This is a genomic window from Streptococcus sp. HF-2466, assembly GCF_015594645.1.
GTDB classification, from domain to species: Bacteria; Bacillota; Bacilli; order Lactobacillales; family Streptococcaceae; genus Streptococcus; species Streptococcus anginosus.
In genome coordinates this window covers 1-13,861 of the sequence record NZ_JADNQU010000012.1, presented here as the reverse complement: position 1 = coordinate 13,861, position 13,861 = coordinate 1, and the positions used below count along the sequence as shown (strand labels likewise).

Here is a 13,861-nt window from a genome sequence, read left to right as displayed (position 1 = left end):
AGGAGGTCTTCATCTGATGGTTTTAGTATAACCTAGCCAGCTTAAAATTAACTTAAGAAGAGACGTATTATTTAAAAATTTTTAAATTCTTTGTTTTTTACACATAAAAAGCGAGCTTGAACTCGCTTCCGATTATAATTTCTATTACAAACTTGACCAAACACTTTCTAAAATATTGGTTTGTTCACGACCTGGACCAACAGAGAAAGTAGAGATGCGGACACCGACCAATTCACTGACACGACGGACGTAGTTGCGTGCATTTTCTGGCAACTCTTCTAAACTGCGAACACCTGTAATGTCTTCTGACCAACCTGGTAATTCTTCATAGATTGGTTTGCAGCGTTTGAGTTGCTCTAAACTAGCCGGGTAATGGTCAATACGTTCTCCGTCTAGGTCGTAAGCTACACAGATTTTAACCGTATCCAGTCCCGTCAAAACATCAATTGAATTGAGGGAAAGGTTGGTAATCCCAGACACACGGCGACTGTGACGCATAACAACTGAATCAAACCAACCAACACGACGAGGACGCCCTGTTGTCGTTCCATATTCATGTCCAACTTCACGAATGCGATTGCCTACTTCATCAAATAGTTCTGTCGGGAATGGCCCGTCACCAACACGACTGGTATAGGCTTTGCAAACTCCGACAACCTTATCAATCTTGCTTGGACCTACACCGGAACCAATCGTCACACCACCTGCAACAGGATTGGAAGAGGTAACAAATGGATAAGTGCCTTGGTCAATATCTAGCATAACTCCCTGTGCCCCTTCAAAAAGGACACGTTTGCCTTGATCAAGAGCATCATTCAAGATAACAGAAGTATCTGTCACGTATTGTTTAATCTGCTGACCGTATGCGTAGTATTCTTCAAAAATATCGTCAAATTGGATAGCTGTGCTGTCGTAGAGTTTTTCAAAAAGACGATTCTTCTCGGCAAGATTACGCTCCAAACGTTCTCTGAAAATATCCTTATCCAAAAGATCAGCAATTCGGATTCCCACGCGAGCTGCTTTGTCCATATAAGCTGGACCAATTCCCTTAATAGTCGTTCCGATTTTGTTATCACCTTTGGCTTCTTCCTGTAAGCGATCTAACTCAATATGGTAAGGAAGGATAACATGAGCACGATCTGAAATCCGAAGGTTATCTGTCGTGACACCCTCCTCGTGCAAATAAGCCAATTCCTTTACAAGAGACTTGGGATTGACTACCATTCCGTTTCCGATAACAGAGATTTTCTCTGGGAAGAAAATACCGGATGGAATCAAGTGCAATTTATACTTTTTACCGTCAATTACAATGGTATGACCGGCATTATCTCCGCCTTGATAACGGGCAATAACTTCGGCATTAGCTGAAAGGAAATCTGTAATCTTTCCTTTTCCTTCATCTCCCCACTGGGTTCCTACAACTACAACTGATGTCATAATTTTGTCTGAGCTAAGCGCTCGTCCTTTCTTGTCTACATGGCAGGAGTTTCACCTGCAATTATATCTTACATCTTATTATAAGAAAAATTCCTTCTTTTTTCAAGATAAGACTATCGCAGTCGTTTGCAAATGACGAAGTTTGAGTCCCCCTCTTTTGGAAAATTCTTATCCTATCTAAAATAGAATCGTTTTCTTTTAAAAAAGTTCGGAAAACGTAGTAGAAATTTGTTTTCTGAGCATTTTTATAATAGACTAAAAGTATTAGAAAATAAACAGGTATTTCCCATGAACATCAATCACTTATTCGAAAAATTAGCAACAGATGCACCTATTTTACAAGCTACTTTCGGATTGGAAAGGGAGGGCTTGCGCATCAATCAAGACGGAAAATTAGCGCAAACTTCTCACCCTCAAGCCTTTGGCAGCCGTAATTTTCACCCGACGATTCAGACCGATTTTAGTGAGCAGCAATTAGAACTCATCACCCCGATTGCAACTTCTACAAAAGAAGCAAGGCGTTTTCTCGCTGCCATTACTGATGTAGCTGGACGCACCATCCAAAAAAATGAAGCAATCTGGCCACTCTCTATGCCCCCAAAACTGTCACCAGCAGAAATTCAAATCGCTCATTTAGAAAACGATTTTGAGCGTCATTATCGAGAAAGTTTAGCAGAAAAATATGGAAAAACGCTACAAGCCATCTCAGGCATTCACTACAATGTGGAATTAGGAACAGACTTGATTCAAGCCCTTTTCAAGGTCAGTGATTACCAAAATATTCGACTTTTTAAAAATAACCTCTATCTCAAATTGGCTCGAAACTTTTTACGTTTTCGCTGGTTTCTGACTTATTTATACGGGGCAGCACCAATTGCTGAGGAAGGATTCTTGACGAGAAAGATTTCTCAGCCTGTACGCTCTATCCGCAACAGCGATTTGGGATATGTAAACGATAAAAAGATTCACATTTCCTATGCTTCACTAGAGTCTTATGTAAGCGATATAGAGAAATACGTAGCACAAGGCGATTTAATTGCCGAGAAAGAATGCTACACACCCGTCCGCTTCCGTGGGCAAAAAGAAAATCGGAATTACCTAGAAAAAGGAATTACCTATTTGGAATTCCGCTGTTTTGACCTCAATCCTTTTGAAGTGCTAGGAATCAGCCAAGAGACCATGGACACGGTTCATCTCTTTTTGCTTGCCTTGCTCTGGCTAGATGATATAGCAGACCCTGATGAGATCCTAGAGCAAGCTCATGCTCTAAATGAAAAAATAGCTCTTAGCCACCCTCTGACTCCTCTGCCCGTTGAAGCTGATAGCGATCTGCTCCTTAGAGCCATGCAAGCTGTCATCCACCAGTTCGGATTAAGCTCCTATTATCAAGACCTGTTTCATCATGTAAAAAATGCAGTTGCTGCCCCCAGTCTGACCCTTTCCGCTCAGCTCTTGCCTTATCTTCGAAACCAGTCTTTAGAAGCCTTTGGTTTAGAAAAAGCCAAAGAATACCACAACTACGCTTGGCATGCACATTATGCGCTAAAAGGCTATGAAAATATGGAACTCTCCACTCAAATGCTCCTCTTTGACGCTATTCAAAAAGGGGTGCAAGTAGAAATCTTGGACGAAAGTGACCAGTTTTTAAAGCTTCAACATAAAGATCATATCGAGTATGTCAAAAATGGCAATATGACCTCAAAGGACAACTATATCGTGCCTCTTGCGATGGCAAATAAGACAGTAACTAAGAAAATTTTATCTGCTGCTGGCTTTCCTGTTCCTGCTGGAGCCGAATTTTTCACTCTGGAAGAAGGAATAGCTTACTATCCCTTTATCAAAAATAAGCCGATTGTTGTCAAACCCAAATCCACCAATTTCGGGTTAGGAATTTCTATTTTTCAAGCACCTGCCAATCGAGACAGTTACCAAAAAGCATTGGAGATTGCCTTTTCAGAGGATAGCTCTGTCCTTGTTGAGGAATTTATCGCAGGAACCGAATATCGCTTCTTTGTCCTCGACAGAAAATGTGAGGCAGTGCTTCTGCGCTTAGCAGCCAACGTTATAGGAGACGGTCAGCATACTATTCGAGAATTGGTAGCTTTTAAAAATACCAATCCCCTGCGCGGTCGAGATCACCGCTCTCCTTTGGAAAGAATCAAACTAGGAGAGATCGAGCTACTCATGCTAGAACAGCAAGGTTATAAAGCAGACGATATCTTACCAAAAGGAGGTCAAGTCTTTCTTCGCCGTAATTCTAATATTTCTACTGGTGGAGACTCAGTAGATGTGACTGAAATCATGCACACCTCCTATAAGGAACTAGCAGCAGAAATGGCAGCTGCTATAGGAGCTTGGGTCTGTGGCGTGGATTTAATTATCCCGAATAGCACACTTCCAGCCAGCAAAAATGAGCCCCACTGCACCTGCATTGAGCTGAATTTCAATCCATCCATGTATATGCACACTTATTGCGCAGAAGGTCCCGGTCAAAGCATTACACCTAAAATTTTGGCCAAACTTTTCCCAGAAATCCATTAAATACTAAATACACTGTAAAACGAGCTGAAAACAACAGCTCGTTTTTTTATGTATAACTTTCAATGAAAAATAGAAATATCTGCTAGAATTTCTCAGCTACTCCCAGTCTCTTCCATGACCATGCTTAATTTCAAATTCAAAATAACCATCTTCTTGGATTTTTTTGAAAATGTCCCGATAGGCTTCTTCATCAAAAAACGGTCCTTTATAAAGAATTTCAAAACTTAAACCGTCGTATTCTAAGTAGGCATGTGAGGAGCGAAAACCATTTCGCTGGTAGAAATCCATACGAGCTTTTCGCTGTTCCAGATTATCACAAGGCTCGTCAAGGCGTTCTACCTCTAAAACCATTGTCCTTTGGTAAAAATCCACCAATTTATCAATAATTTTGCCACCATAACCGTGGCTGCGCAAATGAGGCATAATCGCAAAAAAGCTGATATAAAAGGCTCTTTCATTGTAAACTGAAAAGGCAAAACCGACAAATTCGTCGCCATCATAAAAGGCAAAGAAATGGGAATATTCCCCATCTCCATATCGCAGCAACTCCGATAGCGGTGCACGCTCCTCCTCAGGAAAGGCTTCTGTATTGAGTTGTTCTACTTTTTCTAAATCCGGAAATTCAGCTGTAATAATCTGACTGGTTAAAGACATGATTTTCTCCCTTTTTAACTGCTTTTCTTTTATTTTATCAAAAATGAAGGTATTTGAGAACTATTGAACTAAAATTCACAATCATAAAAGAGGCCGGATTCTACCAACCTCTTTCGGAACTCTTAATTCATCACAATCATCGCTTTAATCGTTTTTCTATCAGCCATGTCTTTGTAGGCTTGGTCAATGTCTTCTAATTTGTAAGATTGAGTGAAAACTTTACCAGGATTGATTTGACCATCTAGAACTGCTTTTAGCAAGATTTCTTTGTCATAAGTTGTACAAGAAGCCGGTCCACCAGCCATTGCCAAGTTGACCATCCAGTAGTCACCTATGTTGATGTCCCCTGTATGTGGCACACCGACGCGTCCGACAAATAGCATCTAGACGCGCAACCTCTCTTACCTCCATTTTTCCTGGTTCTACAAAAACTGCTGCTTTCATCTTATTGTTCCTTTCTCTATTAAAAAGATGATGCTCCACATTCATCAAAAAGATAAAATATTTACACTTTTATTATATACCTTGGAGTGCACTCTAAGTCAAGAAATTTTTGAAAAATCTGAGCAGTCCATGATTATTTTCAACTAAACTTTTTATTAAACATATCGTTCAGTACCGTCTTTTATACATTTTTATGCTAAAATAGACTTAGAAATTTCAGAAGAAACGGGATTAGATAATTTATGTCCAGAAGAGATTATAGAAATGTACGTTCTAGAAGATGGATTGGTATACTACTTATTTTTATCGCAGTCGGTATTATTATGCAGTACCTCATCCCGATCCTCTTTGCTGTCGGTATAGGCTACGGAATTTACTACTATGCAACCCATCAGCCGAAAAAAATCACAGGACCTAGCGCCAGTCAGCAAATTGAAGATTTGAAAGAGGAAATCGGTGCCGCAGATAGTCGAATCAAACAATTAGATGCTTATCTGGAAGAAAAGGCTTATGAAAAATACCAACAGTTAGCTGAACAACTCTTGCCTCAATTAAGCTATATCCAAGGTCGGACTGATACCTTGAAAAAACATATCTCACCTGAGATTTACCAGCGGATTCAACGGAAAGTGCGAGACGTAACAGCAGACATTCATGCTCAACTTTACAACCTCCGCACGCAAGATGCTGAGAGTACAAAGTCAAGCCTTGAAGAATTAGCACCAGAATTGCTCGAAACCATTCACAATATCCAAACCGACCATGAAGCTATTCTCAAGAAAATTTCTCAGTCAGAAAGCAACAACAAGGAAGAATTAACTGCGATCCATCAATCTCAAATGGAGCATTATGAGGATATTTTAGAAGGCTACCTAAAAATCAAGGCTTCCCCGAAAGATTTTTACAATGCCAAGGAACGGCTCTCCAGTGCCAAAGCGGCTATTGAGCAGTTTGATTTAGACTTGGATGAAACACTCCGTCAGCTTAACGAAGCTGATCTACGAGATTTTGACATCAGCTTGCGGATTTTAACTAAAAAAGAGACGAACACAGAACTATAACATCAAAAGGAGACCTTATGAGCCAAGAATTTAACTTCGACATTGACAAAATCGCTAACAATGCCATTACGAAAACGGATAAAACCACCGAAATCATTGAATCAACCAAAACTCAAGCAAATGGGCAGTTAACTTTTTTGGAGAAATTAACTCCTGAACAACAAAATGCTATCATGGCAAAAGCCCCTCAGTTGGTAGATAACTTTATTTCCGACCAAAATGCTCTTTTAGATTTTGGACAAGCCGCGGTCGAAGATGTTAATAACACTGTCAACCGTATTTTAGCCGAGCAAAAGAAACTTCAAATCCCACAAGTCGATGAATTGCTAAAAAACACTAATAAAGAGTTAAATGGTTTTGTTGCTAAGTACAAGGATGCTCAAATTGCAGAACTAGATAAAAAGCCAAATTTCTTAGAAAAACTCTTTAAACAAAGTAAGAATACCTTGCAAGAGTTCTATTTTGATTCACAAAATATCGAGCAAAAAATGGACGGAATGGCTGCTACTGTCGTCAAGCAAGAAGATGTACTCGCACGCAATATCGTTTCTGCTGAGATGTTGATTGAAGATAATACCAAATCCATTGAAAATCTAGTCGGTGTCATTTCCTTTATCGAAGCCAGTCAAAGAGAAGCCGGTGCGCGTGCCTTGACTCTTCAAAATGAAGTGGCACAATTAGATACTGCCACTCTTGATTACCAAACCAAATCACAAGAATTGGCCCGCTTGACTGAAGTTGTCAATACATTGGAACAGCAACACACTGAATACATCAGCCGTCTGTATGTTGCTTGGGCTACTACCCCGCAAATGCGTAATCTCGTGAAGGTGTCTTCTGATATGCGCCAAAAACTCGGCATGCTCCGTCGCAACACCATTCCGACCATGAAGCTCTCTATTGCTCAACTAGGTATTTTGCAACAATCAATGAAATCTGGTCAGGTAGCGGACGCTATTTCTAATGCCAACAATGCAGCGCTTCAAATGCTGGCTGAAACCAGCAAAGAAGTCATTCCACAAATGGAGAGAATCTCGCAAAATCCAACAATTGCTGTCGAATCTGTTACTAAGTTGGCTGAAAGCTTAGTCGCTCAAAACCAAGGTATTATCGAAGCCATTGACAAAGGACGGGAGAAACGCGCTCTCCTTGAAGCGACTGTGATCCAATCCGCTGAAACCATTAACGACTCTATTAAACTACGCGACCAAAAGATTATCCAGGCTCTGCTAGATCAGGGAAAAGAAACTCAAAAAGAAGTGGATGAACGGACTACAAACGAAAACTAATGGACTGGAACAAGAGTTTAGGACAAAAGTTTCCTAAATTCTTACGATATACTATTTTCTCATCGAAACGAAATAGGTGCTTGGTGGTTGTCACTCCTTGCTACGCAAAGAATGACAACAGCCTCGTCAACTATGCGGGGTGGGACAACAAAATCAATTTCTTACGAAATACCGATTTTTGTCTCGCTCCCTTTTCTTTTTTTATGTTACAATAAAGGGTATGGACAAGATTATTAAAACAATTTCAGAAAACGGAGCTTTCCGAGCTTATGTACTAGACAGTACTGAAATCGTTCGGACAGCTCAAGAAAAACATCATACTCAGGCCAGCTCAACTGTAGCACTAGGTCGCACGCTCATTGCCAGTCAAATCCTTGCCGCAAACGAAAAAGGAGATACAAAAATCACCGTCAAAGTGCTAGGGACAAGCTCTCTCGGTGCTATTATCACCGTTGCAGATACAAAAGGTACTGTCAAAGGTTATGTGCAAAATTCCGGCGTAGACATTAAAAAAACCGCGACTGGCGAAGTGCTGGTCGGACCATTCGTTGGAAATGGCGAATTCCTCGTCATTACAGACTATGGAACTGGAAATCCTTATCATTCTATGACACCACTTGTATCCGGTGAGATTGGCGAAGATTTGGCATTCTATCTAACAGAAAGCCAGCAAACTCCGTCAGCTGTCGGGTTAAATGTTCTACTAGATGCCAATGACAAGGTCAAGGTTGCTGGTGGTTTCCTCTTGCAAGTCCTTCCTGGTGCCAAAGAAGAAGAAATCGCTCGCTTTGAAAAGCGAATCCAAGAAATGCCTGCTATTTCAACACTTTTAGAATCCGAAAACCATATTGAAGCCCTGCTTTCAGCTATCTACGGCAACGAACCTTACAAACGATTGTCAGAAGAAGAACTCCGCTTCCAATGTGATTGCAGCAAAGATCGGTTTTTAAATGCCCTCTCAAGTCTACCTAAGTCAGATCTTGAAGAAATGCGAGATGAAGACCACGGTGCTGAAATCACTTGCCAATTCTGCCAAAGCACATATCATTTTGACGAAAAAGACTTGGAGGAACTCATTCGTGACAAATCTTAACACCCCTTTTCTGATTGGCAATGTGAAAATTCCCAACCGAACGGTTCTCGCTCCTATGGCAGGAGTGACCAATTCGGCTTTTCGGACAATTGCAAAAGAGCTTGGCGCAGGACTTGTCGTCATGGAAATGGTTTCAGACAAGGGCATTCAATACAACAACGAAAAAACACTCCACATGCTGCATATTGACGAAGAAGAACATCCCGTTTCCATTCAGTTGTTTGGCAGTGACGAAGATAGTTTGGCGCGCGCAGCCGAATTTATCCAAGAAAATACCCAAACAGATATTGTGGACATCAATATGGGCTGTCCCGTCAATAAAATTGTTAAAAACGAAGCTGGGGCAAAATGGCTCAAAGATCCAGAAAAAATCTATTCTATTATCAATAAAGTTCGTTCTGTTCTAGATATTCCGTTAACCGTGAAAATGCGTACTGGTTGGGCAGATGCCTCACTAGCTGTGGAAAATGCTCTTGCAGCTGAAGCTGCTGGTGCGGCAGCGCTGGCTATGCATGGACGTACACGCGAGCAGATGTATACTGGTCACGCTGATCTTGAAACCCTCCACAATGTTGCGCAAGCCTTAACCAAGATTCCTTTTATTGCCAATGGCGATATTCGTACTGTCCAAGATGCTCAACAGCGTATAGAAGAAGTCGGTGCTGACGCAGTCATGATTGGACGCGCTGCCATGGGCAATCCTTACCTCTTTCATCAAATCAATCACTATTTTGAAACGGGAGAAATCTTGCCCGACCTCAGCTTTGAGGATAAAATGCACATTGCTTACGATCATTTGAAGCGCTTGATTGACCTTAAAGGAGAGCATATCGCCATTAGAGAATTTCGTGGCTTAGCACCTCATTACCTCCGCGGAACAGCTGGTGCTGCCAAACTCCGCAGCGCTATTTCCCAAGCCAACAGTCTTGCAGAAATTGAAGAATTACTACAAGTTTAAACATTAAAAAAACACCAATCATCTGGGAAATTATTCCTAAATGGTTGATGTTTTTTATTAGTCATTTCTACTAGGTATCCAGCCGAACCATTTCAGTCCTTGCTTGATTGCGGTAAATGAGATCTTCTCGAACAGAGAATCCTAATTTCTCCCAAAACTTGTTTCCTTCTGCATTCCTTTTAAAGACAACCAAGGCAACCTTATGAATTTTCAAATCATCTAGGACGGTTAAAACCGTTTCAACCAGCTGTCTTGCAATCCCTCTCCTACGATAGTTCGGATGAACAGCTGTATGGTAGATATAGGCCCTTCGTCCGTCCGAACCAGCTAAAATCGCTCCGATAATCGTTTGATTTTCTACTGCCACCAGACAAGTTTGAGGATTTCTCTGCAAAAACCGAGCAATTCCCTCTTTTGAATCATCTAAATCATTCAATCCCATGCCTGCACATGATAACCACAATTGATAAACCTGATCATAATCCGTTTCTGTCATTTCACGAATGTTCATATTAAAATACCTTATCTATTCCCAGATGAATGCTTCGTATAAAAACTCAGAGCACTTCAAACTTCAGCTGTCCAGCTTTGACACCGACTTTCAAACTTTGTCCCATCTGTAACTCACCAGCTAAAAGTAATTCTGATAAATGATCTTCTACCTGGGTTTGTAGAGTTCTGCGCAGTGGACGAGCTCCCATTTCAGGGTCATAACCTTCTTTAGCCAGAAGTTTCAAAGCACTAGGTTGGAATTTAAGCTCAATTCCTTTTTCAGCAAGACTGACAATGAGTGGTTTCACCATAATTTTTACCACTTCCTGCATATCTTCGCTAGTCAGACTATGGAAAACAACCTTTTCATCAATTCGGTTGATAAATTCCGGACGATAACTTTTCTTGAGCTCTTCCATCATCCGTTTTTCCATGCTTTCATGATCAAAGCGAGCATCACGCGCTCCAAAACCGACCGTCTTATCATCCCGCAAACTTGTCGCACCAAGATTGCTGGTCATAATGATAATGGTATTGGAAAAATCCACCTTACGCCCCTTGCTGTCTGTCAGCACCCCGTCATCTAAGACTTGGAGAAGCACATTGAAAATATCAGGATGTGCTTTTTCTACCTCATCAAAGAGGAGTACAGAGTATGGACGATTGCGAACTTTTTCAGTTAATTCGCCCCCTTCTTCATAACCAACATAACCTGGAGGCGCTCCATTAAGGCGACTGGCAGCAAATTTTTCCATGTATTCACTCATATCAAAACGAATCAGTGCCGTTTCGTCATCAAAGAGAACTTCTGCCAAAGCCTTAGCCAGCTCAGTTTTTCCGACCCCGGTTGGCCCTAAGAACATAAAGGAGCCAATTGGACGCTTGCTAGTGCGGATACCGGATTGATTGCGCCGAATCGCTCGACTAATAGCAGAAATTGCTTCATTTTGCCCAATGACCCGTTTGTGCAACTCCTTTTCTAAATGGAGGTATTTCTTCGCATCTGTTTGCGTCAACTTTTGCACAGGAATTCCCGATAAACCGCTGAGCGTTGCCAAAACATCCTCGTCTTTCACTCTTAATTTATAGACAATCGGCTGACTCTCTTTCTCCAACAAAGTGCCAACCTTTTTCCAATCGCCTGCCATTAAAGCCTCGTCTGCTGCACTCAATTCTGCTTTTACATGATTTTGCGGACCTTTATTTTGTACCGTTGCAGCGGCTTCATCTAGCAAATCGATCGCCGAGTCAGGTAGATGTTTACTTGTTAGATAACGATGAGCATACTTAACAGCTGTCTCAATCGCTGAATCTGTAATCACCACTTTGTGGTGTTCTTCATAACTTTTCTTGAGTCCCTGTAAAATCGCAATACTATCGGCTACCGTCGGCTCTTCAATAGTAATTTTGGCAAATCGCCGTGAAAGAGCTGCGTCCTTTTCAATATATTTCTGGTACTCTTCTTGTGTCGTTGCGCCGACCGTTCTGAGCGTCCCCCTAGCCAAAGCTGGCTTGAGAATGTTCGCTGCATCTAATGTCGAATCAATCCCACTGCCAGAACCCATAATAGTATGAAGCTCATCAATAAAGAGAATCACATGTCCATCTGCTTCAATATCATTGATAATATTGTTCATCCGTTCCTCAAAATCACCACGAAAACGAGTTCCAGCCACCACATTCATCAAATCCAGCTCCAGAACTCTCATCTTTGCAAGCTCATTTGGAACCTGACCAGCAGCCACACACTGCGCCAAACCAAGGGCCAATGCTGTCTTCCCAACTCCTGCATCTCCTACCAACACTGGATTATTTTTCGTCTTGCGACTTAAAATCTGAAGCATACGAGAAATCTCTTTATCACGCCCAACGACCGGTTCTAAAAGACCAGCACGAGCCATTTCGGTTAAATCACGGGTATAATCTTCTAGTCCGCCACTAGTATAAGGAGGCATCCCCATCATATTGGCCATCGTTTGTTTTGCTGCAGCAGTATTTTTATTTAAATGGCGAATAGCCTTTATATCTTCTTTACCCCAGCTAGCCTTATGCTCTAAGTTTTTCCGAAGATCAGTCATGCGCAAAACGCCTTCTTTATCCTCATAGCTAAATCCTGTAAATTCAAGGAGACGTGCCGCCAAACTTCCTCGGTCAAATAGCATAGCTAACAACACATGCTCTGTCCCAAGATTCTTAGCATGTACAGCCTCTGCAATTCGCTCAGCTGTCAAAAACAACACTTTCATACGATGAGAAAATGGCCAAATGGTAAAGCTCCCCTCTTGTTGATAAATCTTTCCTGTGATATGAAAGGCTGCTTTCTCAAAATCATCAATTTCAAGCGGATAATCATTTAAAACAGAACCCGCAACACTATAAGGATTATTCGCCATGGCAATCAACAAATGCCAAGACTCCAAATAATCCGTTTCAAAGTGGCTTGCTAGCAGCTGCGCCGACTCAATACTTTCTGTCAAAGCTTTTGAATATTTCATATATTAGTTTTTCCCTTTTCTATCAACTTGTTGTAAAATTTTCTTTAACATCCGCGCACGAATCCGTGCAGCATTTACTCCCAATACCCTGTCTGTTGTCGTCGCTAAAAGAAGATTCCCTTCTCGTTCTGTCATGATTTTTTCATCAAACAATAGCTGAATGATATCTGTAAAGACCTGTTGACTGATTTGCTCGCCAACGCTATGCAGCAAATCACAAAGCAGCTCATGATGATTAGAGAATTCAATCCGACCAATCCGAATGTAGCCGCCTCCGCCACGCTTGCTTTCAACAACATAGCCACGACTTTCCGTAAAACGTGTCTTGATGACATAATTTATCTGACTTGGAACAACCTGAAAAACATCTGCAATTTCACTGCGCTTCAACTCTGCAATCCCAGCTTGAGCTAAAATCGCTTTGATATATTCCTCAATACTGTCTGACGTATTCTTATGACTCATGACAACCCTTTCTTCCAGTTCTTTCTTTTGCTTCATAAATGAGCAACTGACATTGACTATCTTTGACTAATATTATACCGAAAATCTCTTATTTTTGAAAGAAAAAGACCTAAATGAAAAACTGAAAAGTCTGATTATTCAAGCAAGTGAAAAAGCTTATAGAATAGGAATAATTTGAGTGTAAACGCTTGCCTTTTAATTTTAAAGCGTTATAATGTAGATGAAAATTTGACGATAATAATAAAAGGAGGCCAAATAAATGAAAATGAATTGGTTCAAATATACACGTCATATACTGGTTTGGTTGTTTTCAACTTTATTCTTTTTTACAATTATTTCTGCTGACTATGTAGATGTTCAAGTCGTCCCGTTAGTCATCTGCTTATTTACTCCATTTTTATTTGAACCGTCTTCAATAAACCCTAAAACAAAATGGACAATTGATTTAGCCATCGTTGTTACCAGTGTTTTTGCTATTCTTTTTACACAAACTTATCGAATTGCTTTCACCTACTCTGAAATTACTTATCTACTTATCTCCTTAGTTGTTTTAATCTTTGTAGACTTAGTCATTTCACACAAAGGATTCACGAAACGAATTGTAAAATAATAGCAGACGCTACTAGAAAAGGCTAGAGAGTTACACCAGCTCTCTAACCTTTTTATTTATGATTTAAATGCTAATTATTGATTACCTTAGTTTTGACCAAGAGCAGCAGCCATAGTTGCAGCTACTTCTGATTCAAAATCGTTGGCAGCTTTTTCAATACCGTCACCTACTTCAATTGACAAAGGACCCTTAAAAGAGTCTGGGACAATAGTCCCTTTGCTACAAAAAAAGCAACGGATTTGCCGTTGCTTTTTGCATGGTTGCGATAGTCTTGGTAAAATAGAATTGCAAAATAAACCATTTAGAAAGGCTATCCCATGCA

General features: G+C 40.7%; 11 protein-coding genes and 1 pseudogene. 6 read left to right on the top strand and 6 right to left on the bottom strand.

Annotated features, from left to right (window positions below; translation table 11 throughout):
• Positions 1-144: 144 nt before the first annotated feature.
• On the bottom strand, positions 145-1,437 hold the full coding sequence (locus tag IYQ91_RS08565) for an adenylosuccinate synthase (RefSeq protein ID WP_195673591.1): 1,293 nt from the start codon (positions 1,435-1,437) through the stop codon (positions 145-147).
• Between the two features lie 288 nt (positions 1,438-1,725).
• Between IYQ91_RS08565 and gshAB the strand changes: the two genes are divergently transcribed.
• Entirely contained in the window at positions 1,726-3,978 is a 2,253-nt protein-coding gene (gshAB, locus tag IYQ91_RS08560; protein ID WP_195673590.1) for a bifunctional glutamate--cysteine ligase GshA/glutathione synthetase GshB, read from the top strand.
• Between the two features lie 96 nt (positions 3,979-4,074).
• On the opposite strand, the gene IYQ91_RS08555 is transcribed toward gshAB, so the two are convergent.
• Both IYQ91_RS08555 and IYQ91_RS08550 read right to left on the bottom strand, forming a co-directional pair.
• Positions 4,075-4,632, bottom strand: coding sequence for a GNAT family N-acetyltransferase (locus tag IYQ91_RS08555; protein ID WP_003026490.1), 558 nt, complete (start codon positions 4,630-4,632; stop codon positions 4,075-4,077).
• Between the two features lie 122 nt (positions 4,633-4,754).
• Positions 4,755-5,006 (bottom strand): annotated as a pseudogene (locus tag IYQ91_RS08550) (alcohol dehydrogenase); the annotation flags it as partial.
• 312 nt (positions 5,007-5,318) lie between these two features.
• On the opposite strand from IYQ91_RS08550, the gene IYQ91_RS08545 reads away from it, so the two are divergent.
• The 4 genes from IYQ91_RS08545 to dusB all read left to right on the top strand — a co-directional run bounded on the left by IYQ91_RS08545 (position 5,319) and on the right by dusB (position 9,477).
• Positions 5,319-6,137, top strand: coding sequence for a membrane protein (locus tag IYQ91_RS08545; protein WP_003026492.1), 819 nt, complete (start codon positions 5,319-5,321; stop codon positions 6,135-6,137).
• A gap of 17 nt (positions 6,138-6,154) precedes the next feature.
• Entirely contained in the window at positions 6,155-7,426 is a 1,272-nt protein-coding gene (locus IYQ91_RS08540) for a toxic anion resistance protein (protein WP_003026493.1), read from the top strand.
• A gap of 220 nt (positions 7,427-7,646) precedes the next feature.
• On the top strand, positions 7,647-8,519 hold the full coding sequence (gene hslO, locus IYQ91_RS08535; RefSeq protein ID WP_003026496.1) for an Hsp33 family molecular chaperone HslO: 873 nt from the start codon (positions 7,647-7,649) through the stop codon (positions 8,517-8,519).
• Positions 8,506-9,477 carry a tRNA dihydrouridine synthase DusB gene (gene dusB / locus IYQ91_RS08530; RefSeq protein WP_003026498.1) on the top strand — a complete coding sequence of 324 codons (972 nt, stop codon included), beginning with the start codon at positions 8,506-8,508 and terminating at the stop codon, positions 9,475-9,477. The genes hslO and dusB overlap by 14 nt, the downstream gene beginning before the upstream one ends.
• Positions 9,478-9,547: 70 nt before the next feature.
• Here dusB and IYQ91_RS08525 read toward each other — a convergent pair whose 3' ends face one another.
• The 3 genes from IYQ91_RS08525 to IYQ91_RS08515 are packed head-to-tail and all read right to left on the bottom strand — an operon-like array spanning position 9,548 to position 12,929.
• Entirely contained in the window at positions 9,548-9,988 is a 441-nt protein-coding gene (locus IYQ91_RS08525; protein ID WP_003026500.1) for a GNAT family N-acetyltransferase, read from the bottom strand.
• Between the two features lie 46 nt (positions 9,989-10,034).
• Complete coding sequence (locus IYQ91_RS08520) at positions 10,035-12,464, bottom strand: ATP-dependent Clp protease ATP-binding subunit (RefSeq protein ID WP_195673589.1); 2,430 nt, start codon at positions 12,462-12,464, stop codon at positions 10,035-10,037.
• 3 nt (positions 12,465-12,467) lie between these two features.
• Entirely contained in the window at positions 12,468-12,929 is a 462-nt protein-coding gene (locus tag IYQ91_RS08515; protein WP_037590407.1) for a CtsR family transcriptional regulator, read from the bottom strand.
• Positions 12,930-13,188: 259 nt separating this feature from the next.
• On the opposite strand from IYQ91_RS08515, the gene IYQ91_RS08510 reads away from it, so the two are divergent.
• Complete coding sequence (locus IYQ91_RS08510; RefSeq protein WP_195673588.1) at positions 13,189-13,539, top strand: hypothetical protein; 351 nt, start codon at positions 13,189-13,191, stop codon at positions 13,537-13,539.
• Positions 13,540-13,861 lie beyond the last annotated feature (322 nt).

Excerpts from the sequence above, each read along its gene's own strand:
- IYQ91_RS08545 (WP_003026492.1), top strand. The coding sequence starts at position 5,319 with ATGTCCAGAAGAGATTATAGAAATGTACGTTCTAGAAGATGGATTGGT.
- IYQ91_RS08555 (WP_003026490.1), bottom strand. The coding sequence starts at position 4,632 with ATGTCTTTAACCAGTCAGATTATTACAGCTGAATTTCCGGATTTAGAA.
- IYQ91_RS08540 (WP_003026493.1), top strand. The coding sequence starts at position 6,155 with ATGAGCCAAGAATTTAACTTCGACATTGACAAAATCGCTAACAATGCC.
- IYQ91_RS08565 (WP_195673591.1), bottom strand. The coding sequence starts at position 1,437 with ATGACATCAGTTGTAGTTGTAGGAACCCAGTGGGGAGATGAAGGAAAA.
- hslO (WP_003026496.1), top strand. The coding sequence starts at position 7,647 with ATGGACAAGATTATTAAAACAATTTCAGAAAACGGAGCTTTCCGAGCT.
- IYQ91_RS08515 (WP_037590407.1), bottom strand. The coding sequence starts at position 12,929 with ATGAGTCATAAGAATACGTCAGACAGTATTGAGGAATATATCAAAGCG.
- IYQ91_RS08510 (WP_195673588.1), top strand. The coding sequence starts at position 13,189 with ATGAAAATGAATTGGTTCAAATATACACGTCATATACTGGTTTGGTTG.
- gshAB (WP_195673590.1), top strand. The coding sequence starts at position 1,726 with ATGAACATCAATCACTTATTCGAAAAATTAGCAACAGATGCACCTATT.
- IYQ91_RS08520 (WP_195673589.1), bottom strand. The coding sequence starts at position 12,464 with ATGAAATATTCAAAAGCTTTGACAGAAAGTATTGAGTCGGCGCAGCTG.
- IYQ91_RS08525 (WP_003026500.1), bottom strand. The coding sequence starts at position 9,988 with ATGAACATTCGTGAAATGACAGAAACGGATTATGATCAGGTTTATCAA.